14 protein-coding genes are annotated in these 19,405 nt (G+C 71.6%); 6 read left to right on the top strand and 8 right to left on the bottom strand.

Features of this window, described 5'->3' with window-relative positions; genetic code table 11:
* Positions 1 to 25: 25 nt before the first annotated feature.
* Positions 26 to 691, bottom strand: a complete 666-nt coding sequence (locus tag RIC31_RS22220) for an NrsF family protein (RefSeq protein WP_350113095.1) — start codon at positions 689 to 691, stop codon at positions 26 to 28.
* A gap of 49 nt (positions 692 to 740) precedes the next feature.
* Positions 741 to 1,649: an EamA family transporter gene (locus RIC31_RS22215; RefSeq protein ID WP_350113092.1), complete on the bottom strand. Its 909-nt coding sequence runs from the start codon at positions 1,647 to 1,649 to the stop codon at positions 741 to 743.
* Between the two features lie 137 nt (positions 1,650 to 1,786).
* Here RIC31_RS22215 and RIC31_RS22210 point away from each other — a divergent pair, with 137 nt between their 5' ends.
* Positions 1,787 to 3,076 carry an aspartate aminotransferase family protein gene (locus RIC31_RS22210; protein WP_350113089.1) on the top strand — a complete coding sequence of 430 codons (1,290 nt, stop codon included), beginning with the start codon at positions 1,787 to 1,789 and terminating at the stop codon, positions 3,074 to 3,076.
* Here the strand turns inward: RIC31_RS22210 and RIC31_RS22205 are convergent.
* Positions 3,073 to 4,317, bottom strand: a complete 1,245-nt coding sequence (locus tag RIC31_RS22205; protein ID WP_350113086.1) for an MFS transporter — start codon at positions 4,315 to 4,317, stop codon at positions 3,073 to 3,075. The two genes, RIC31_RS22210 and RIC31_RS22205, sit on opposite strands and share 4 nt — an antisense overlap.
* Positions 4,318 to 4,501: 184 nt before the next feature.
* On the opposite strand from RIC31_RS22205, the gene RIC31_RS22200 reads away from it, so the two are divergent.
* Genes RIC31_RS22200 through RIC31_RS22190 form a run of 3 tightly spaced genes read left to right on the top strand, consistent with a single transcriptional unit; the run spans position 4,502 to position 8,310 of the window.
* Positions 4,502 to 5,866 (top strand): MBL fold metallo-hydrolase RNA specificity domain-containing protein, encoded by a 1,365-nt coding sequence (locus RIC31_RS22200; protein WP_350113083.1) that lies wholly within the window; start codon positions 4,502 to 4,504, stop codon positions 5,864 to 5,866.
* A 27-nt stretch (positions 5,867 to 5,893) separates the two neighbouring features.
* The gene (locus RIC31_RS22195) at positions 5,894 to 7,402 is read left to right on the top strand and encodes a thymidine phosphorylase family protein (RefSeq protein WP_350113080.1); all 1,509 of its coding nucleotides are present in this window, start codon (positions 5,894 to 5,896) and stop codon (positions 7,400 to 7,402) included.
* A complete protein-coding gene (locus tag RIC31_RS22190) occupies positions 7,402 to 8,310 on the top strand; it encodes a ribose-phosphate pyrophosphokinase (protein ID WP_350113077.1) in 909 nt (302 codons plus the stop codon). The genes RIC31_RS22195 and RIC31_RS22190 overlap by 1 nt, the downstream gene beginning before the upstream one ends.
* On the opposite strand, the gene RIC31_RS22185 is transcribed toward RIC31_RS22190, so the two are convergent.
* The 4 genes from RIC31_RS22185 to RIC31_RS22170 all read right to left on the bottom strand — a co-directional run bounded on the left by RIC31_RS22185 (position 8,307) and on the right by RIC31_RS22170 (position 16,100).
* Entirely contained in the window at positions 8,307 to 9,467 is a 1,161-nt protein-coding gene (locus RIC31_RS22185) for a YbfB/YjiJ family MFS transporter (protein WP_350113074.1), read from the bottom strand. The genes RIC31_RS22190 and RIC31_RS22185 overlap by 4 nt on opposite strands.
* A 64-nt stretch (positions 9,468 to 9,531) precedes the next feature.
* Positions 9,532 to 10,101, bottom strand: coding sequence for a PAS domain-containing protein (locus tag RIC31_RS22180; RefSeq protein ID WP_350113071.1), 570 nt, complete (start codon positions 10,099 to 10,101; stop codon positions 9,532 to 9,534).
* Positions 10,101 to 12,518: an EAL domain-containing protein gene (locus RIC31_RS22175; RefSeq protein ID WP_350113068.1), complete on the bottom strand. Its 2,418-nt coding sequence runs from the start codon at positions 12,516 to 12,518 to the stop codon at positions 10,101 to 10,103. Before RIC31_RS22175 ends, RIC31_RS22180 begins: the two co-directional genes overlap by 1 nt.
* A 117-nt stretch (positions 12,519 to 12,635) precedes the next feature.
* Complete coding sequence (locus RIC31_RS22170) at positions 12,636 to 16,100, bottom strand: acyl-[ACP]--phospholipid O-acyltransferase (protein WP_350113065.1); 3,465 nt, start codon at positions 16,098 to 16,100, stop codon at positions 12,636 to 12,638.
* A gap of 293 nt (positions 16,101 to 16,393) precedes the next feature.
* Here RIC31_RS22170 and RIC31_RS22165 point away from each other — a divergent pair, with 293 nt between their 5' ends.
* Together RIC31_RS22165 and RIC31_RS22160 are read left to right on the top strand one after the other, a co-directional pair.
* A complete protein-coding gene (locus tag RIC31_RS22165) occupies positions 16,394 to 17,566 on the top strand; it encodes a M20 aminoacylase family protein (protein ID WP_350113062.1) in 1,173 nt (390 codons plus the stop codon).
* A 123-nt stretch (positions 17,567 to 17,689) separates the two neighbouring features.
* Positions 17,690 to 18,598, top strand: a complete 909-nt coding sequence (locus RIC31_RS22160; protein WP_350113059.1) for an SLATT domain-containing protein — start codon at positions 17,690 to 17,692, stop codon at positions 18,596 to 18,598.
* A 17-nt stretch (positions 18,599 to 18,615) separates the two neighbouring features.
* On the opposite strand, the gene RIC31_RS22155 is transcribed toward RIC31_RS22160, so the two are convergent.
* Positions 18,616 to 19,392: an inositol monophosphatase family protein gene (locus tag RIC31_RS22155; protein WP_350113056.1), complete on the bottom strand. Its 777-nt coding sequence runs from the start codon at positions 19,390 to 19,392 to the stop codon at positions 18,616 to 18,618.
* Between the last annotated feature and the right edge of the window lie 13 nt (positions 19,393 to 19,405).

The raw sequence follows: 19,405 nt of genomic DNA, 5'->3' as shown, positions 1-19,405 counted from the left end.
CACGCGATGACGAATTTCCTGTGGCTCAGGCGTCGACGGTCCGGTGCCGCGCCGCCGGGCCCGCCAGGATCAGGTTGACGCTTACCACCGCGGCCACCCCGGCACCGTGGGCCACCATGTCGAGCAGGGCCGAGTTGTGCGGGTGGACCAGGGTCAGCAGGCTGACGGCGGCCGCCGCGATCGCCAGTCCGCCGACCGCGCCGACCAGCCCGGGACGCGGCGGCGCAGCCCAGCCGACCAGCGCCAGCAGCGCGGCCGACAACGGCAGCGAGACGGCGACGATGAACATCAGGCAGCGCAGTGCCTCGGACCGGACGATGCCCCAACTGTCCGGGGCGAACAGGGTATCGACGCAGCCGACGCCGGTGGCGGCGAACCACAGTCCCAGGGCCGGCATCGGCAGCAGCACCCACCATGTAGAACGTTCCCGCTGGCCGAGTTCGAACGCCGCGAGGGTCGCCAGCACCGCGGTCGCCGCCGAGGCCAGCATCGCGGTCCACAGATAGGAGGTCAGCGGATCGGCGGGCTTCAGGGTCACCCGATGGGCGGTGGCGTACAGCAGCGAGACCAGCACCGCGACGACCAGGAACCACAGCGCGGTGCGCACGGCCACTGCCGGCGGCGGGCGGAAGGCCCAGACACCCTCCGCCAGCGCGCTCTCCAGGATTCGAGGGCGCCGTCGATTAGACATGTTCTATTCTATCGCCGACCCCTGTCGGTGCAAAGAACCGCGACTCCGGTCAGCGGCCCAGCACCAGCATCAGGATCGCCACCACCACCAGCAGGATGCCGATCACCTCGGCGCGGGTGGTCTTCTCGCGGAACACCACCACCGACGCGAAGAAGGTGAACACCAGCTCGATCTGGCCCAATGCCCTGACATAGGCGGCGTTCTGCAGGGTGAAGGCGGTGAACCAGGCGATCGAGGCAAGCACCCCGGCGATGCCGACCACCGACGACCAGCGCCAGTGCACGATCACGTCGCGCAGGGTCCTCGGCTCGGTGACCGCCAGGTAGATGCCCATGCCGACGGTCTGCAGCACCACCGCGACGGTCAGGCTGAACGCCGCCGGCATCCAGGCGCCGTGCTCGTAGCCGAGGGACAGCGAGGCGCCGCGGAAGAACACCACCGAGGCACCCAGGAAGGCGCCGCAGGTCAGGCCGATGAGGGTCGACTTCTCGGTCATCCCGGCCAGCAGCCGCCCGACCGAGATCTGCGCCTGGCCGGCCGACATCGCCATCACCCCGACCATTGCGATGGCGATCGCGATCATCGGGACCAGCGAGACCGTGTCGCCCAGCAGCACGAAGCCGAGGACCGCGACCTGCACCACCTCGGTCTTCGAGTAGGTGGTGCCGACCGCGAAGTTGCGGAACGAGAACAGCCAGACCAGCAGGGCGGTGAACACGATCTGCGACACCCCGCCGGCGATGCAGTAGGCCAGGAAGGTCAGGTTCGGCTCGGGCCAGGGCAGGCCGGTGCCGGCCTTCAGGCCGAACAGGTACAGCAGCGCGAACGGGGCGGCGTACAGGAACCGCACATAGGCCGCGCCCAGCGTGGTCAGCCGGCCCTTCAGGTGCTTCTGCACCGCCGAGCGCAGGTTCTGCATGAACGCGCCGACGATGGTGATCGGGATCCACAGTTCCATGGGCGGCGCTCTGGTCGATTGAAGGCTTGTACGGAGGGTCCGGTGGGAGCGAAGCTTGCCGCCGGCCCGCGGCCTTGGCCAGGGCTTACGGTCGCGGGGCGATCCTGCGGAAATCGAGCGACAGCCAGAGGTGTGGAATGAGCGGGCCGGCGAAGAGCGAGGCGGAGACGGCGTTGATCGAAACCGCCCGGCGGGTGCTGCCGGCCGGGACATTCGGCAACTTCTCCGCCGACGTGGTGATCCGCGAGGGCCGGGGCGGCCGGGTCTGGGACGAGAGCGGCAACGAATACGTCGACTTCCTGCTGGGCTCCGGCCCGATGTTCGTCGGCCACGCCCGTCCCGAGGTGACCGAGGCGGTGCTGGCCCAGGTGCCGAAGGGCACGACCTTCTTCGCCAACAACGCCGCCGGCATCCGGCTCGCCGAGGCGATCTGCGACGCGGTCGCCTGCGCCGACAAGGTGCGGTTCGTGTCGACCGGCTCGGAGGCGACGTTCTACGCCATGCGGATCGCCCGGGCGCACCGCAGGCGCGACCGCATCCTGAAGTTCGAGGGCGGCTTCCACGGCATGAGCGACTACGCGCTGATGAGCATGGCGCCGAAGCGACCGGCCAACTTCCCGCAGGCGGTGCCGGACTCCGCCGGGATTCCGGCCAAGGTGCGCGACGAGATGCTGATCGCCCCGTTCAACGACCTGGAGACCGCGGTCGGCCTGATCCGCGAATACCGGGACGAGCTGGCCGGCGTGATCGTCGAGCCGTTCCAGCGGCTGCTGCCGCCGCGCCCGGGCTTCCTGGAGGGCCTGCGCGCGGTCACCGCCGAGCTCGGCATCCCGCTGATCTTCGACGAGGTGGTGACCGGCTTCCGGTTCGCCTATGGCGGCGCCCAGGCCTATTACGGGGTCACGCCCGACCTGTGCGCGCTCGGCAAGATCGTCGGCGGCGGCTTCCCGCTGGCGGCGGTCGCCGGCCGCGACGAGCTGATGGTGCATTTCGACAAGGACGGGGTGGCCGAGGACGAATTCGCGCCGCAGATCGGCACGCTCAGCGGCAACCCGGTGGCCGCCGCCGCCGGCCTCGCCACCCTGGAGATTCTGCGGCGCCCCGGCACCTACGAGGCGGTGTTCCAGACCGGCCGGACGCTGATGGCCGGCCTGGAGGAGACCCTGCGCGGCGCCGGCTTCGCGGTCCGCGTGGTCGGCGAGCCGCCGCTGTTCGACGTTCTGTTCACCGACCGCGACGTCACCGACTACCGCACCACCATCACCGCCGACGCCGGGCTGCTGCGCCGCTTCAACGCCCTGTTGCGGGAGCGCGGCATCCTGAAGGGCGAGAGCAAGTACTACGTCTCGGTCGCCCACGACGCCGCCGACGTGAAGCACGTCATGGACGCCTGGGCGGAGGCGGCGAAGCTGCTGAAGGCCGGCTAGAACACCGCCCGCCACCAGCGCGCCGTCAGCGCCAGGGCCGCCAGGCCCTGGGCGGCCAGGGCCACGGTGGCGGCCTGGGCGCCGAACGCCTCGGCCATGAAGCCGAGGTAGAAGAATCCGATCGGCCCGACGCCGATGCAGACCGACAGCAGGCCGAGCAGCCGGCCGCGCATCTCGGCCGGCGAGTGCAGGTAGACCAGGGTCGCCTGCATCACGCTGAAGCCGGCGCCGCCGATGCCGCAGGTCAGCAGGGCGGCGGCGGCCAGTTCCGGCACCGGCCCGGCGATCGCCGGAAGCGCCGCGAAGGCGATCATCGAGGCGAGGTAGAGGGAGATCCCGCCGAGATAGATGCGGGCATACCACTCGGGCCGCGTCAGCCAGGCGATGACCAGCGCGCCGACGAAGGCACCGACCCCATCCACGCCGGCGAGCAGGCCGACGCCCTCCGGGCCGAGCAGCAGTTCGTCCTTGCCGAGCACCGGGATCATGCTGGTCGACGGCCAGCCGAAGACGTTGAAGATCACAGTGACCAGCAGCACGCCGGTCATCCGCCGGTCGCCGCGCACCCAGGCCAGGCCCTCGCGCATGCGGGTCAGAACCGACACCGCGTCGGCCGCGGCCGGACGGCTGCGGGTGCCGATGCGCAGGGACGCCACCAGCCCGACCGCGTACAGCGCCGCGCCCAGCCAGAACACCCCGGCGATCCCCAGGGTCGCCAGGATCAGCCCGCCGACGGTCGGGCCCAGCATGCGGCTGGCGTTGTTGGCACCGACGTCGAGCGACATCGCCGGGCCCATGCGCTCCGGCCCGACCGCGTCGCCGATCATCATGCGCCGGACCGGGTTGTCGGCCGCCCAGCACAGGCCGTTGAGGAAGCCGGCGACCGCCAGGTGCCAGACCTCGAGCCGGTCGAGGCCGGCGAGGACGGCGATGGCCGCCGAGGTCGCCATCATCGACGCCATGATGACGATCAGGGCGCTGCGCCGCTCCATGCGCTCGGCGAAGGCGCCGAGCGGCGCCCCGAACAGCCCCATAGGCAACAGCCGCAGCATGGTCAGCATGGCCACCAGGAAGGCCGAGCCGGTGGCCTGGTAGGCGAACACGCCGACCGCCAGCATCTCCAGCCAGCGCACCACGAACGAGGTCAGCCCGGCCAGCCACAGCCGCCGGAAGTCGGGAATCGCGAACAGATGCGAGCGCGGGGCGGGGGCGCCGTCGGCGGCCGAAGGCGAGGAGGTCAAGGGCGTTTCCTGGTGTTCGGCCCGGTTGGCCCGGGCACTCGGGCGAGGATGTCACGGCCGCGCGGGGCAGTTCAACGGGGGCCTGGATCCGCTTGACGCAGGTCAATGCCCGCCCCCGGCGGCTGGCCAGGATGGGCGATGCCCTACCCATCGGGCCCCACCCATCGGGCCGGGAGGACGGTACATGGCGGTCAGCCTCGGGTTCTTCGGCGGCGCCGGAACGGTGACCGGCTCGAAATATCTGCTGGAGGCACCCGGCCGGCGGGTCCTGGTCGACTGCGGGCTGTTCCAGGGGTCCAAGCCGCTGCGCCGGCACAACTGGGAACCGATGCCGTTCGACCCCCGGTCGGTCGACGCGGTGGTCCTGACCCACGCGCATCTGGATCACTCGGGCTACCTGCCGCGGCTGGTCCGTGACGGCTTCGACGGCCCGGTCCACGCCACGCCGGCGACCCGCGACCTGTGCGAGATCCTGCTGCGCGACAACGGGCGGCTACAGGAACGCGACGCCGAACTGGCCAACCGCCACGGGTTCTCGCGGCACCGCCCGGCGCTGCCGCTCTACACCGAGGCCGACGCGGCGGCGGCGCTGCGCCGGTTCGCGCCGGTGCCGTTCGACGCGCCGTTCGACGTCGGCGGCGGCCTGACGCTGCGGTTCCGACCCTCCGGCCACATCCTGGGGGCGGCGCTGGCGGCGCTGTCCTGGGAGGCGCGCAGCGTGCTGTTCTCGGGCGACCTCGGGCGCTGGAACAGCACGATCATGCCGGACCCGGCCCGGGTCGAGGAGACCGACTTCCTGCTGGTGGAGTCGGTCTACGGCGACCGCCGACACGCCGCCGAGGATCCGGAGGAACTGCTGGCCGAGGTGATCTCGCGCACCGCCGCCCGCGGCGGCACGGTGCTGATCCCGGCGCTGGCGGTCGGCTGGGCGCAGACCCTGCTGTTCCACCTGCACCGCCTCAAGGCCCGGCGCCGGATCCCGGACCTGCCGGTGTTCGTGGACAGCCCGATGGCGCTGAACGCCGCCGAGATCTTCTGCCGGTACCTGGCCGAGCACCGCCTGACCGCGGCGGAGTGCCGGGCCGCCTGCAACGTCGCGACCTATGTGCAGGACGCCGGGGAGTCGGCGGCCCTGGACCGGGACCCGGCCCCGAAGGTGATCGTCTCGGCGAGCGGCCGCGCGACCGGCGGGCGGATCCTCGACCACCTCGCGCATTTCGCCTCCGACCCGCGCAACGCCATCGTGTTCGGGGGGCTCCAGGCCGAGGGCACCCGCGGGGCGGCGATCGCCGGCGGCGCGGAGGCCGTGAGGATCTACGGCCGGATGGTGCAGATCCGGGCGGAGGTGGCGAACCTGCACCTGCTGTCGGCCCATGCCGACGCCGACGACATCATGGCCTGGCTGTCCGGCTTCCGGCGGCCGCCGCGCCGGACCTTCGTGGTGCAGGGCGAGCCGCCGGCGTCGGAGGCGCTGCGCCGGCGGATCGTCGACGAGCTCGGCTGGGATTGCGAGGTGCCGGAGCACGGGCGCATCGTGACCCTGGACTGAGCGATGCCGGCGACACAGGAGCAGCCGATGGACGAAAGCCGCCACGCGCTGCGGGCCCGGCGTCTCGGGATCGACACCCAGCAGGAGGCGGTGGTCTACATGCGCCGGGACTGCCCGGTCTGCCGGGCCGAGGGCTTCGTCGCCCGCACCCGGGTTCGCGTGCACAGCGGCAGCGCCTCGACCATCGCCACGGTGAACCAGGTCCTGGGCGACCTGCTCGACCCCGGCGAGGTCGGGCTGTCGGAGGCGGCCTGGCGGCGGCTGGCGCTGTCGGACGGGGACCTGGTGCATTTCAGCCATCCGGCCCCGCTCGACTCCCTGAGCCTGCTGCGGGCCAAGATCTACGGCAACCGGTTCGGCGACCGCGCGCTCGCGACGATCGTCGGCGACATCGCCGCCGGGCGCTATTCGGACGTCCACCTGACCGCCTTCATCACCGCCTGCGCGGCGCGCGGACTCGACGACGGCGAGGTCCTGGAGCTGACCCGGGCGATGGTGGCCTCCGGCGACCGGCTCGACTGGGGCGCCGGTCCGATCGTCGACAAGCACTGCGTCGGCGGCCTGCCCGGCAACCGAACTACCCCGATCGTGGTCGCGATCGTGGCGGCCTGCGGGCTGACGATCCCGAAGACCTCGTCGAGGGCGATCACCTCGCCGGCCGGCACCGCCGACGTCATGGAGACCATGGCGCCGGTCGACCTCGACCTGCCGGCCATGCGCCGGGTGGTCGAGCGCGAGGGCGGCTGCGTGGTGTGGGGCGGCGCGGTGCGGCTGAGCCCGATCGACGACACCCTGATCCGGGTCGAGCGCGCCCTCGACATCGACAGCGAGGGCCAGCTGGTCGCCTCGGTACTGTCGAAGAAGGCGGCGGCCGGCTCGACCCATCTGGTGCTCGACCTGCCGGTGGGGCCGACCGCGAAGGTGCGGACCGAGGCCGACGCCGAGCGCCTGGAGGGCGCGCTGACGGTGGTTGCGACCAGCCTGGGCATCCGGCTGTCCTGCATCCGGACCGACGGGCGCCAGCCGGTCGGCCGCGGCATCGGGCCGGCGCTGGAGGCCCGCGACGTGCTGGACGTCCTGCAGAACCGGCCGGATGCGCCGCCCGACCTGCGGACCCGGTCGCTGGCGCTGGCCGGCGCGCTGCTGGAGATGGCCGGGGCGGCGGCCGCCGGCACCGGGATCGCGATCGCCGGCGCGGTGCTGGCCGACGGCCGGGCGTGGCGGAAGTTCCAGGCGATCTGCGAGGCCCAGGGCGGCATGCGGACACCCCCGGAGGCGGTCCATCGGCGGCCGGTGACGGCCGTCCGGGCCGGGCGGGTGGCGGCGATCGACAACCGCGCCCTGGCGATGGCGGCCAAGCTGGCCGGCGCACCGGTCGCCAAGGCCGCCGGCCTCGAGCTGCATGCCGGACTGGACCGCATGGTCGAACCCGGGCAGCCGCTGTTCACCCTGCACGCCGACAGCCCGGGCGAGCTCGAATATGCCCTGGACTATGTCGCCACCCACCCGCCGATCGTCCGGGTCGAGGCGGCGTGATGCGCCCGTTGCTGCTGCCGCTGCCCGGCAACGAGGCGCTCGCCGCCGACCTGGCGTCGCGGCTGGGGGCCGAGTCCGGGATCCTGACGGTCCATCGGTTTCCCGACGGCGAGAGCCATGTCCGGCTTGAGTCGCCGGTGGCCGGCCGGCCGGTGGTGCTGGTCTGCTCGCTGGACCGCCCGGACGACCGACTGTTGCCGCTGGTGTTCGCGGCGGCGACCGCCCGCGAGCTGGGGGCGACCGCGGTCGGACTGGTCTGCCCATATCTCGGCTACATGCGTCAGGACGCCCGGTTCCAGTCCGGCGAGGCGGTCACCTCGGCGATCTTCGCGCGCCTGCTCGACCCCTGGATCGACTGGCTGATCACGGTCGATCCGCACCTGCACCGGCGGCGATCGCTGGCGGAGATCTACGCGGTGCCGGCCACCGTGCTGCACGCCGCCCCGGCGATCGCGGACTGGATCCGGGCGGCCGTGCCCGCCCCCCTGCTGGTCGGTCCGGACGAGGAGAGCGGGCAGTGGGTCTCGGCGGTCGCCGCGGCGGCGGAGGCACCCTGTCTGGTGCTCGAGAAGACGCGGCACGGCGACCGCTCGGTCGAGGTCTCGGTCCCGGCGGTCGAGCGCTGGCGCGATCGCACGCCGGTGCTTGTCGACGACATCGTCTCGACCGCCCGGACCATGATCGAGACGGTCGGCCATCTGCGGCGGGCGGGGCTGGCGGCGCCGGTCTGCGTCGGCGTGCACGCGGTGTTCGCCGGCCACGCCTGGCGTGACCTGCAGGCGGCCGGTGCCGGCCGGATCGTCACCTGCAACACCATCGCCCATCCGTCCAACGCCATCGACCTCGCTCCGCTGCTGGCGGATGCGGTGCGCGAGCGGTTGCCGGTCCCGGCGACGGGCAGGAGCTAGCCTCGGTCGCCGGCCCGCAGCCCGAGTGCCAGGACCGCGCCCCCGGCCATCGCGGCGGCCCCGACCAGGAATACCGCCGGATAGCTGCCGCTGGCTTCGAACAGCGCGACCAGTCCGTAGCCGCCGACCAGCTGCCCGGTGCCGACCGCCAGCACCATCCAGCGCCACAGCCCGAGCATCGAGCCGGGGCCGATCGCCCGCTGGGCCCGCCCGGCGATCACCGCCGACAGCCCGGGCTGGGCCCCGACCAGCAGCGAGGACAGCACCACCGTGACCGGCCCGGGCGCCAGCATCGGCAGGGCGATGCCGGCTGCCAGGCTGGCGAACACCAGCGCGAGGGCGGTCGAGAAGCCGATGCGGTCGGCCAGCCGGCCCCAGGCGACGGTCCCGAGTACGGCACCGAGGCCGAACAGCGACCACTGGGCGGTGCCCGCCGCCATCGGCCAGCCGAGCCCGCGCACCAGATAGTCGACCCACCAGATCGAATGCGGCACCAGCCCGATCGAGAACAGCCCCTGGGCGATCACCAGGCGAACCGCGTCCGGGCCCGGACGGTGCCGGGCCGCCGTCGCGGGTCGTGCCGTCACCGGTTCGCCGGACCAGCCCCACAGCCCGACGCCGACCCCAACGGCGCCGATGGCGGCGGTGCCCAGCCAGGCCCAGACCAGACCGTGCGCCAGCAGCATCGGCAGCGCGGTGGCGGAGAACAGGATGCCGAGCCCGACCCCGGTGAAGGCGATGGCGGTTGCCCGGCCGAGCAGCGGTTCGGGGGCGGCGGCGGTCACGGCGGAGATCGCCAGGATCATCATGACCGCGACGGCGATTCCGAGCAGCAGGCGGCAGCCCAGCAGCCAGGCGAAGCCGGCCGGGACGGCGCTGGCGGCGAGCGCGGCGAAGGACAGCAGCAGGCAGGCCCGCAGGATGTCGGCCGGACGGGCCCGGGCCAGCAACCACGGCACGGCGAGCCCGCCGATCAGGTAGCCGCCGAGATTGGCGGCGCCGATCGAGCCCGCCCCGGCCGCCGTGACGCCGCCACCCTCGATCAGCGCCGGCACCATCGGCGTGTAGGAGAATCGCCCGAGGCCCATTCCCACCAGCAGGGTGGCCTGCGCGCCGATCGCGATTCGGAACCAGGGTGCGGGGAAGCGGCGCGTCATTGCCGGAAGGGTGCCGGGCGGAGCCGGGCGAAAGCAAGGATCACGCACCGGCGCGACGGACGGCTTATCGAACCGCGGCGGTCGCCCCGGCCGAGGGAGCGCCGCCGCCGATGTCGAGGTAGTCGCGCTGCTTCACGACAAGATGCCTGACCGGCCGCCGCCGCGGATCGATGCCCACCGGGGCCTTCACGATCTCGTCCACGAACAGCAGGAACCGGCCGCTGCCGTCGTCGGCTTCGAGCGGGAGGCCGACCGCCTCGTTCTCGTGCACCCGTCCGTCGGAATGCACATGCTCGGTCAGGACGCGCATGCCGCAGGGATGCCCGGCCACCTTCACCAGCTCGGCGAGCGCCGACGGCCAGCGCTCCGGCTCCACATAGCGCTCGTAGTCGTGGCCCGTCGGATCGAAGCCGTACTGCTCGACGAGACCGGTCCCGACCAGCCGCAGGATCGCCCGGCCCGGTTGTCGGAGGTCGTGGAGCAGCACACGTGGCAGGAGTTTCGGGATCGCCAGCGGGTCGAGCGCGCTCTTGAGCGGAATCAGGCTGTGTGGCGGTCGCGGCAGGCTAAACCAGTGGCCGAGCAGGGACCGGCACCGATCGGTGACGATATCAGGCAAGGCAATCCCAGCCATCAGGCCTTGCCGACCGCCCGCTGGTCCAGGATCCATGCCTGGTACTTCTCGATCGGCATCGGCCGGGCGAAGTGGAAGCCCTGGAACTCGTCGTATCCGAGATGGCTCAGCACCGCGGCCTCGTCGTCGGTCTCGACGCCCTCGGCGATCACCGTCAGACCGAGGGCGTGGCCGAGCCCGACGATCGCCGAGGCGATCGAGCGGCCGTCGTCGCCGAGCACGTCGCGGGTGAAGCTGCGGTCCAGTTTCAGGTAGTCGATCGGCAGCCGCTTGAGGTGGCTGAGCGACGAGTAGCCGGTGCCGAAGTCGTCGATCGCCACCCGCACGCCGTAGGTGCGCAGGGCCGCCAGCATCGGGACCACCTCGTCGATCTGGTCCATCGTGGCGCTCTCGGTCACTTCGAACTGCAGGGCCGACGGCGGCAGCCGGTGCGCCTCCAGCGCCTGGCGGGCGGTCCGCAGCATGTCGTCGTTCTGGAACTGGATGGCCGAGACGTTCACCGCCACCGGCACCATCAGCCCGACCTCGCGGGCCAGCCGTTCCTGGTCGGCACAGACCCGGCGGACGACGAAGCGTCCGACATCGATGATCTGGCCGGTGGACTCGGACACCGGGATGAACTCGGCCGGCGAGATGAAGCCGCCGTCGGCGGTCGGCCAGCGGATCAGGGCCTCGGCGCCGACGATGCGGCCGTCGCGGGCCCTTACCTTCGGCTGGTAGTGCACTTCCAGGCCGCCCGACGTCAGCGCCTCGGCGAGCTGACGCTCGATGTCGTATCGGCGCGACGCCTCGATGTTCATCGACTGGTCGGAGAACACGACCTGGCGGGCGCGCCGAAGGTTGGCGCTGACGCAGGCGCGCTCGGCCGCCAGCGTGAGCTCCTCGGCGTTGCGGCCGTCGAACGGCCAGACCGCGGCCCCGTAGGACAGCGTCGCCTGCACCGACTGGCTGGCGATGGTGAACCGGGCGCGCAGCAGCTCGTCGAAGCGCTGGGCCAGGGCGATAAGGTCGCTCTCGTCGTCGATGGCCGGCATCAGCACGGCGAACTTGTCGCCCGGAAACTTGGCGATCAGCGACCGCCCGGCGAGCTGCGAGCGCAGCCGCTCGCCGATCTGGCGCAGCAGCTCGTCGCCGCCGACCAGCCCGAGGGCGTCGTTGAAGCCCTTCATGCGGTTGACGTTCACGAAAAGAATCCCGAGCCGTCCGGGACGGGCGTCGCGCAATGCGAAGCCGAGCTGCTCGAGGAACAGCGACTTGTTGGGCAGGTGTGTCAGGGCATCGCGGGTCGCCAGGTCGCGCAGTTCCTGCTCGGCGCGCACCCGGGCACTGACGTCGATCAGTGCCACCTGGACCGCCCATTCGCCTTCCCAGCGGATCTTGCGGGCGGCGATCTCGGCCAGGAACCGGCTGCCGTCGCGACGCAGGCGTGGGCGGATCAGCAGGCGGACCTCGTCCAGCTCGCTGCTTCCCAGGATGTCGACGAAGCCTTCGAGGGTGCCGTCCGGCAGTTTCGGGAAGGTCTCGCGCAGGTCGCACTGCTCGAGCATCTCGTTGGGGTCGGCGTAGCCGAACATGGCGGCCGCGGCATCGTTCACGAACATCGGCTTCAGGTCGCGATGCACGATGATCGCCTGGATCGAGCCGTGCAGGATGTTGCGCAGTTTGGTCTGGGCGTCCTCGGCCTCGCGCGTGCGGTGGGCGAGGTCGCGGACCGTGGACACGAAGGCGCGCGACACCTGACCGATCTCGTCGTTGCGGCGGACCAGTTCGTCGGCGGTCAGGCTGCCGGGCTCCAGCGATCCGCCGGCGGCCCGGATGGTCTCTGCAAGCCGGCGCAACGGTCGCGCGGCGTTCAGCAGGCCGATCACGGACACCGAGGCCATCAGCACGAAGCCCAGCAGGACGACGGCCCAGAAGATCTTCAGGAACTGGTCCAGCACCAGGGCGTGCAGGGCGGCGTAGTCGATCTGCAGTTCCAGGCTGCCGACCTTCTGGTTGACCTCCCCGGGCAGCACGCCGCGGCGCACCATCGGCCGCAGCAGGTCCAGGTCCGGGCGCTCGCCGGTCAGCAGTGACGTGGTCAGCCAGTCCTCGCCGGCGGCGTCCTGGCGCGATGCCGCGACCACATCGTCGGAGTCGTCGCGCAGCACCGCGCTGCGAATGAGGGGGTTGTTGGTCAGTCCTTGGACGAGCCGTTCCGCCTGCTGCAGGTTGAACTGCCACAGCGCTTCCTCGGCGGCGCCCTCGACCGACACGACGCTGGCGGCGATCGCCTTCTCGGCGCGCTCCCAGGTCTGGCGGATCGTCAGCTCCAGGTTGATCGCCAGGACCGCCAGCAACAGCACCAGCGATACCACGGCGGTCTGCGCCAGGAGCCGGGCCGTCAACGACCGAAAAGGCGACACCGGAGTCGACATCGAGCGGTTCCAGGTGGGCTGCGCCCGACCCGTCCATCGGGCCAGCGGTCCGGCCGTCCGCTGCGTCGCAGACGGCCGGATCCACTCGCATGATACGGGCGACGCGCTAACGAAACACTAAGATGTCGCGGGCGACGCGCCGGAAGGCTCGACGGCGGCCGGCCCGGCGTCGCGGTCGGCGTCGCGCAGCATGCGCTCGACCGCCGGGTAGTCGGTCTTGCCGGTCCCCAGCAGGGGCAGGGAGGTGACCGGGACGATCCGGCGGGGCACCGCGAGCTCCGCCACCCCGGCCGCCTTGGCCGCCGTCAGCAGCGGCCCGCGCTCGGCGTCGCCGCGCTCGGTCACCAGGACCAGCTGCTCGCCCTTGCGCGGGTCCGGCAGGGCGACGACCGCGTGGGCGCTTTCCGGCCAGGTCCGGGACGCCAGCTCCTCGACGGCGGCGAGCGACACCATCTCGCCGGCCACCTTGGCGAAGCGCTTGGCCCGGCCGAGGATGTGGACGAAGCCCTCGGGGTCGATGTCGACGATGTCGCCGGTGTCGTAGCCGCTCTCGACCGGTTGCAGCGCACCGGGCTTGTCGGACAGCAGGTAGCCGAGCATCACGTTCGGCCCGTCGACCACTAGCCGGCCGCCGCGGTCGACGCCGGGAACCGGGTCGAGCCGCACCGTCATGCCCGGCACCACCCGGCCGACGGTGCCGGCGCGGAAGTGCATCGGCGTGTTGACCGCGATCACCGGGGCGGTCTCGGTGGCGCCGTAGCCCTCGAGGATGCGGATGCCGAAGCGGTCCGCCCACAGCCGCCGGGTCTCGTCCTTCACCTTCTCGGCGCCGGCGAACACGTAGCGGACGTTGAAGAAGTCGTAGGGGTGCGCCAGCCGGGCGTATCCGGCCAGGAAGGTGTCGGTGCCGAACAGGATGGTGGCGTTGGTGTCGTAGGCCAGTGCCGGGACGATCCGGTAATGCAGCGGCGACGGGTACAGGAACGACCGCACCCCCGACAGCAGCGGCAGGATCAGGCCGCCGGTCAGGCCGAAGGAGTGGAACACCGGCAGGGCGTTGAACACCCGGTCGGTGCTGTTGAAATCGACCCGGGCCGCCATCTGGTGGCGGTTGGCCAGCAGGTTGGCATGGCTCAGCACGACGCCCTTCGGGGTGCCCTCGGAGCCGGAGGTGAACAGCACCACCGCAGGGTCGTCAGGGCGGACCCGGTGGTGGCGGTGGATCAGCCCGGCGAACGGCCGCGCCAGGACGCCCAGCAGCTTGTCCAGCGCAGTCACTTCGGCGCGCACGTCCTCCAGATAGACGACCCGTGCCAGCGGCTCGATGGCGTCGACCAGTTCCTGCAGGCGGGCGAGTTCGACGAACCGGCGGGAGGTCACGACGGTCCCGAGGGTCGCGGTCCGGCAGGCGGCGGCGACGTTGCGCGGCCCGGTCGAGAAGTTCAGCATCGCCGGGACCCGGCCGCGGGCCAGCAGCCCGAACAGGCAGACCGCCGCGCCGACCGAGTTCGGCAGCAGTACACCGACGCGCTCGCCCGGGGCGGCGAGGCGGGCCAGCCTGGCACCCAGGATCAGCGAACCCGTGAGCACCCGGTCGTAGCTCGCCGGCTTGCGCTCGATGTCCTCCAGGATCGCGGCCCGGCCGCCGTGCAGCCGGCGGGCGTCCAGCAGGGCCTCGAACAGCGTCTCGTCGCGGTTGCGGGTCTCGAACATCATCTCCGACATGACGTCGTAGAGCTGGTCGCCGGCGAGCCGGCGGCGGGCCCGCCCCCGGATCTCCCCGGGGATGGTGAAACGGCGCGGCTCCAGCACCGTGACGGCGATGCGTGGGAACAGCCGCCGCCGCAGCTTGCCCCGCATCCGCGAGAACACGCTGGCCTCGGCGCCGTCGATGCGGACCGGGATCACCTCGGCGTCGGCCTTGTCGGCGATCATTCCGGGGCCCTCGTGGACCTTCATCAGCGCACCGGTCACGGTGATCCGACCCTCCGGGAAGATCACCAGGTGATTGCCGGCCCGCACCTCCTTGACCAGGGCCTTGGTGGCGAACGGATTGCCCGGGTCGACCGTGAACACCCGGGCCAGCGCCAGGATCGGGCGTGCCCACCAGCGCCGGGCGATCTGCGTGTCGACTGCGAACACCGGCGACCCTGGCAGGAACACCGCCAGCAGCAGGCCGTCCAGGAACGAGACATGGTTGGCCACCACGATCGCCCGCGGCCCGGCCTTGCGGTAGTTGGCGAGGCCGTGCACCCGCACCCGGAACAGCAGGCGCAGCGGGATCGCGAACAGGCTCTTCAGCAGCTCGTCGGGCAGCAGGCGGCAGATGTACAGGGCGACCACGGCATTCACCGCCGCGACCGAGGCGAACACCGCCACCACGTCCAGTTCGAGCGCCAGCATGACCGAGGCCCAGAGCGCGCCGGCCACCATGAACAGGGCGTTCAGGATGTTGTTGGCGGCGATGTTGCGCGCCCGGTGCGCGGGCTCGCTGCGGGCCTGCAGGATGGCGAACAGCGGCACGCTGTAGAGACCGCCGGCGATCGCCAGGCCGATCAGGTCGACCAGGATCCGCCAGTTCTGCGGCGCGGCGACGAAGGCGACTGCGTCCACGGTCGCCGCTCCGGGCGCCCGGCTGCCGAGCGCCAGGCAGAGGTCGGCGATGAACACGGTCATGGCGATCGCGGCCAGCGGCACGTAGCGGGCCGAGACCTCGCCCTTCAGCAGGCCGTTGCAGGCCAGCGAGCCGACCGCGATGCCGACCGCGAACGCGACCAGGAACAGGGTCACCACGGTCTCGTCGGCGCCCAGCACCGCCTGCGCCAGCGTCGGGAACTGCGCCAGGAAGGTGGCGCCGACCAGCCAGAACCAGGACAGCCCGAGAATGGTCAGGAAGATCGTCCGGTCGCGGCCGGCATGGGCGACGATCCGGACGGTCTCGGCCACGAAGTTGCGACGCACGCGCAGGCCTGGAACCTCGGGCGGGGCGACCGGGATCGCCCGGCTCACCAGCCAGCCGGCGACGGCGACCGCCAACAGGGCGACCGAGACCAGGGTGATGCCGTCGGCCCGCAGGATTAGCAGCCCGCCGGCGATGGTGCCGACCAGGATGGCCAGGAAGGTGCCGGCCTCGATCAGCCCGTTGCCGCCGACCAGCTCGTTCTCGGCCAGATGGTTCGGCAGGATCCCATACTTGACCGGCCCGAAGAACGCCGACTGCGCGCCCATCAGGAACAGCACCGCCATCAGGATCCAGGGATCGCCGAGCTGCAGGCCGACCGCGCCGACCGCCATGATGGCGATCTCGGCGAGCTTGATGCGCCGGATCAGGCTGGATTTCTCGACGGCGTCGGCGAGCTGGCCGGCGGTGGCGGAGAACAGGAAGTAGGGCAGGATGAAAACGCCGGCCGCCGCCGTCACCATCACCTGGGCGGCGGGCCCCGTAATGTCGGCCATGCCGTAGAGCGCCAAGATGACGAACGCGTTCTTGAACACGTTGTCGTTCATCGCCCCCAGGAACTGGGTGATGAACAGCGGCAGGAAGCGGCGGGACCCAAGCAGGGCGAACTCGGACTGTCTCATGGTCGGTCACTCCGACGGGCGGCGCGGATCGGTCCCTCGGGGAAACCGCCGACCCGGGCTGCGATTGTTTAGTTAGTAAACATTCACTTACAATGATGCCTGTCCGGCATGACGTCAAGCCCCTTCGGGACCAGGCACGCGCCGGTGCGATGCCGGCCCCTCGCTTTGGCAGTTGCCTGACAGCCCCGGTTGCGGCCTATGATCGCCACAGTCTCATCCGGTGAACCGGGCGGGCCGGGCCTGTGCGCCCGCCGTTGCCGCCCGCGCCGCCGCCCCGTCTTCGGAGTCGATCGATGCCCGTCAACAACCGCATTGCGGAGTTCCACGCCGACATGACCGAGTGGCGACGTGACTTCCACGCCCACCCGGAGATCAAGTTCGAGGAGCACCGCACGGCGGCGGCGGTGGCCGAGAAGCTGAAGTCCTGGGGCATCGAGGTTCACACCGGCATCGCCGGGACCGGTGTCGTCGGAGTGCTGCGCGGCCAGGGCGACAGCGGCCGTTCGATCGCGCTGCGCGCCGACATGGACGCGCTGCCGATGGACGAGGAGGGCAACCCGCCCTACCGCTCGCTGAACCCGGGCCGCATGCATGCCTGCGGCCATGACGGCCACACCACCATGCTCCTGGGGGCGGCCCGCTACCTGGCCGAGACCCGCAACTTCGACGGCACCGTCAACTTCGTCTTCCAGCCGGCCGAGGAAGGCGGGGCGGGCGCCCGGGTCATGATCGAGGAAGGCCTGTTCGAGCGCTTCCCGAGCGACACGGTCTGGGGCATCCACAACGCCCCGCACATGCCGGCCGGCACCATCGGCGTCCGCCCCGGCCCGCTGATGGCGGCGGCCGACCAGGCGTTCCTCACGGTCCGCGGCAAGGGCGCGCATGCCGCCCGCCCGCATGACGGGATCGACCCGATTGCGGTCGGCGTCCAGCTGTACCAGGGCATCCAGACCGTGGTCAGCCGCAACGTCGACCCGCTGCTGTCGGCGGTGGTTACCGTCGCGCAGTTCCACGCCGGCACCGCCAACAACGTGATCCCGGCGACCGCCGAGCTGAAGCTGTCGATCCGCACCTTCGACAACGGTGTGCGCGACCTGATCGAGCAGCGCATCCGGGCGCTGTGCGACGGTGTCGGCCGGGCCTTCGGCTGCGAGGTCGAGGTCGAGTACCGGCGCGGCTACAACGCGGTGATCAACCCGGCCGAGACCGCCGGGATCGTGGCCGACGTCGCCGACCAGGTGGTCGGGCCGAAGATGGTCGAGCGCGATACCGCCCCGATCATGGCGAGCGAGGACTTCGCGTTCTTCCTGAGCGAGCGGCCCGGTGCCTTCCTGTGGCTCGGCGGCGGCGCGCCCGGCAAGGACTACGGCCTGCACCACCCGATGTACGACTTCAACGACGAGGTCCTGCCGGTCGGCGCCAGCTTCTGGGCGAAGCTGGTCGAGACCCAGCTGGCGCGGACGTAGGCGCCGCGCCCACCGGCCGGACGCCTGGATCGCACAGCGCCCGGGGTTGCACAACGCGGGATTGACTCGACTGCCGACTCTCTGTCGGATTCCCTGTGGGCTCGATTGCGCGGGGAGGATGGCATGAGCGACTCCGGCTCCCGGAAGGGCGGCGAGGCGGGCGCGAGCGGGCGGCCGCCCGGCTATCCGGCCAATCTCCAGCCGTTTCCGGCATCGTTGGGCGCCTGGGCTCCGGACAAGCTGCAGGAGTCGCTCGATGCGATCCATCAGGCGACCGTGACCGCGGTTCAGGGCCGGATCGACTGGTATGACGACAAGGCCGGACTGCAGGGCACGGTGGCGCGCCGGCTGCGCCGCTGGTCCCTGGTTCTGGTCGGCCTGGGGGCGCTGGTGCCGCTGTCGGCGCCGATGCTTCCGAAGATCGGCGATATCGAGACTTCGCACCTCGGCTACATCGTGATCACGATCGCCGGCATCCTTGTCGGACTCGACAATTTCTTCGGGTATTCCGAGAGCTGGATGCGGTACCGCCTGACCCAGGCGGAGCTGGTCCGGCGGCTGGCGGCCTTCCGCTACGAGTGGGCCTCGCGACTGGCCGCGCACCAGCCCGGCGCAGACGGTACCGAGCTGTACGCGCTGCTCGATCTGCAACGGCGCTTCATGGACAGCGTCGAGGCGGCCGTCGAGGCCGAGACCACGCAATGGGCCACTCGGCAACGGGGCCGCCTGCTGTCGTTCGACCGCAAGCAGGAGTTCGACCGCTACGACGCCGTCCCCGGCCGGGTGCACGTCAGGGTCGAGGGCTGGGAGAAGCTGGCCGATCCGGTCCGGAGCAGCATCAAGGTGCGGATCGGGTCGCGCCCGCTGCCGCTCGGCCCCGACGGGACCGCTACCAGTCAGGCATTGGATCCGGGCGGTCACATGATGCACTACGAGTGGACGAAGGCCGACGGCACGACCGGCAGTGCCTCGAAGCTGGTTGCCGTTGAATCGGACAAGGTCGGCGAGGCGAGCATCGCGGTCCCGGCCTAGGTCGGGATCCCGGGGACTCAGGGCAGCAGCACCCTCAGGGCCTCGACCAATGCCGCGTTTCCGGCGATCAGCCGGTCGGCCGAGGGGCCGAGGCGGCCCGGCTCGAACGACACGGAGGTGCCACCGGCCTCCTCGACCAGCAGGATCCCGGCGGCGACGTCCCAGTCCAGCAGATACGGGTCCCAGGTCGCGTCCAGCCGACCGTCGGCGACATAGGCGAGCTGCAGGGCCGCGCAGCAGTAGTTGCGGGTCTGGGCCCCGGCCGACACCACCGCTGAAACCGTGGCGTTGTACAGCTCGGCGGCGTGTCGCGGCGAGTGGCCGACGCCGAGCACGGCATGCTCGAAGCTGCCGATTCCGCTGACCCGGATCGCGACGCCGTCGCGCCGGGCGCCGTGGCCGCGCCGGGCGGAATGGGTCTCGCCGGTGTTCGGGTCGTGGATCACGCCGATCTCGGTCCGGCCGCCATGCCGGTAGGCGATCGACACCACGAACTGCGGGATGCCGCGCAGGAAGTTCTGGGTGCCGTCGATCGGGTCGATCACCCAGCCGGTCTCGGCGGCGTCGCCGCCATGCTCCTCGCCGACCAGCGGATCGTCCGGAAACTCGGCGGCGATAGCCTCGCGGATCGCGGTCTCCACGGCCCGGTCGGCGATACTGACCAGGTCGTGCGGACCCTTGGTCTCGACCGCCAGCTCGGCTCGCCGTTCGAAGTAGTCGCGGGCCAGCGTGCCGCCCGCCCTGGCGGCCGCCTGCGCGACCTGCAGCCGCGCTTCCAGCCGGTCGTCATCCATGGACCGTCGCTCC

Origin of the sequence: Thalassobaculum sp. (assembly GCF_040219615.1) — a bacterium.
Classification (GTDB): Bacteria; Pseudomonadota; Alphaproteobacteria; order Thalassobaculales; family Thalassobaculaceae; genus Thalassobaculum_A.
The sequence above is the reverse complement of the archived record's forward strand: the minus strand, read 5'-3'. Positions and strand labels throughout refer to the sequence as shown.

What these genes read in the sequence shown, in the direction of transcription:
- RIC31_RS22210 (WP_350113089.1), top strand. Translation starts at nt 1,787, where the DNA reads ATGAGCGGGCCGGCGAAGAGCGAGGCGGAGACGGCGTTGATCGAAACC.
- RIC31_RS22185 (WP_350113074.1), bottom strand. Translation starts at nt 9,467, where the DNA reads ATGACGCGCCGCTTCCCCGCACCCTGGTTCCGAATCGCGATCGGCGCG.
- RIC31_RS22170 (WP_350113065.1), bottom strand. Translation starts at nt 16,100, where the DNA reads ATGAGACAGTCCGAGTTCGCCCTGCTTGGGTCCCGCCGCTTCCTGCCG.
- RIC31_RS22195 (WP_350113080.1), top strand. Translation starts at nt 5,894, where the DNA reads ATGGACGAAAGCCGCCACGCGCTGCGGGCCCGGCGTCTCGGGATCGAC.
- RIC31_RS22160 (WP_350113059.1), top strand. Translation starts at nt 17,690, where the DNA reads ATGAGCGACTCCGGCTCCCGGAAGGGCGGCGAGGCGGGCGCGAGCGGG.
- RIC31_RS22165 (WP_350113062.1), top strand. Translation starts at nt 16,394, where the DNA reads ATGCCCGTCAACAACCGCATTGCGGAGTTCCACGCCGACATGACCGAG.
- RIC31_RS22175 (WP_350113068.1), bottom strand. Translation starts at nt 12,518, where the DNA reads ATGTCGACTCCGGTGTCGCCTTTTCGGTCGTTGACGGCCCGGCTCCTG.
- RIC31_RS22215 (WP_350113092.1), bottom strand. Translation starts at nt 1,649, where the DNA reads ATGGAACTGTGGATCCCGATCACCATCGTCGGCGCGTTCATGCAGAAC.
- RIC31_RS22155 (WP_350113056.1), bottom strand. Translation starts at nt 19,392, where the DNA reads ATGGATGACGACCGGCTGGAAGCGCGGCTGCAGGTCGCGCAGGCGGCC.
- RIC31_RS22220 (WP_350113095.1), bottom strand. Translation starts at nt 691, where the DNA reads ATGTCTAATCGACGGCGCCCTCGAATCCTGGAGAGCGCGCTGGCGGAG.
- RIC31_RS22200 (WP_350113083.1), top strand. Translation starts at nt 4,502, where the DNA reads ATGGCGGTCAGCCTCGGGTTCTTCGGCGGCGCCGGAACGGTGACCGGC.
- RIC31_RS22180 (WP_350113071.1), bottom strand. Translation starts at nt 10,101, where the DNA reads ATGGCTGGGATTGCCTTGCCTGATATCGTCACCGATCGGTGCCGGTCC.
- RIC31_RS22190 (WP_350113077.1), top strand. Translation starts at nt 7,402, where the DNA reads ATGCGCCCGTTGCTGCTGCCGCTGCCCGGCAACGAGGCGCTCGCCGCC.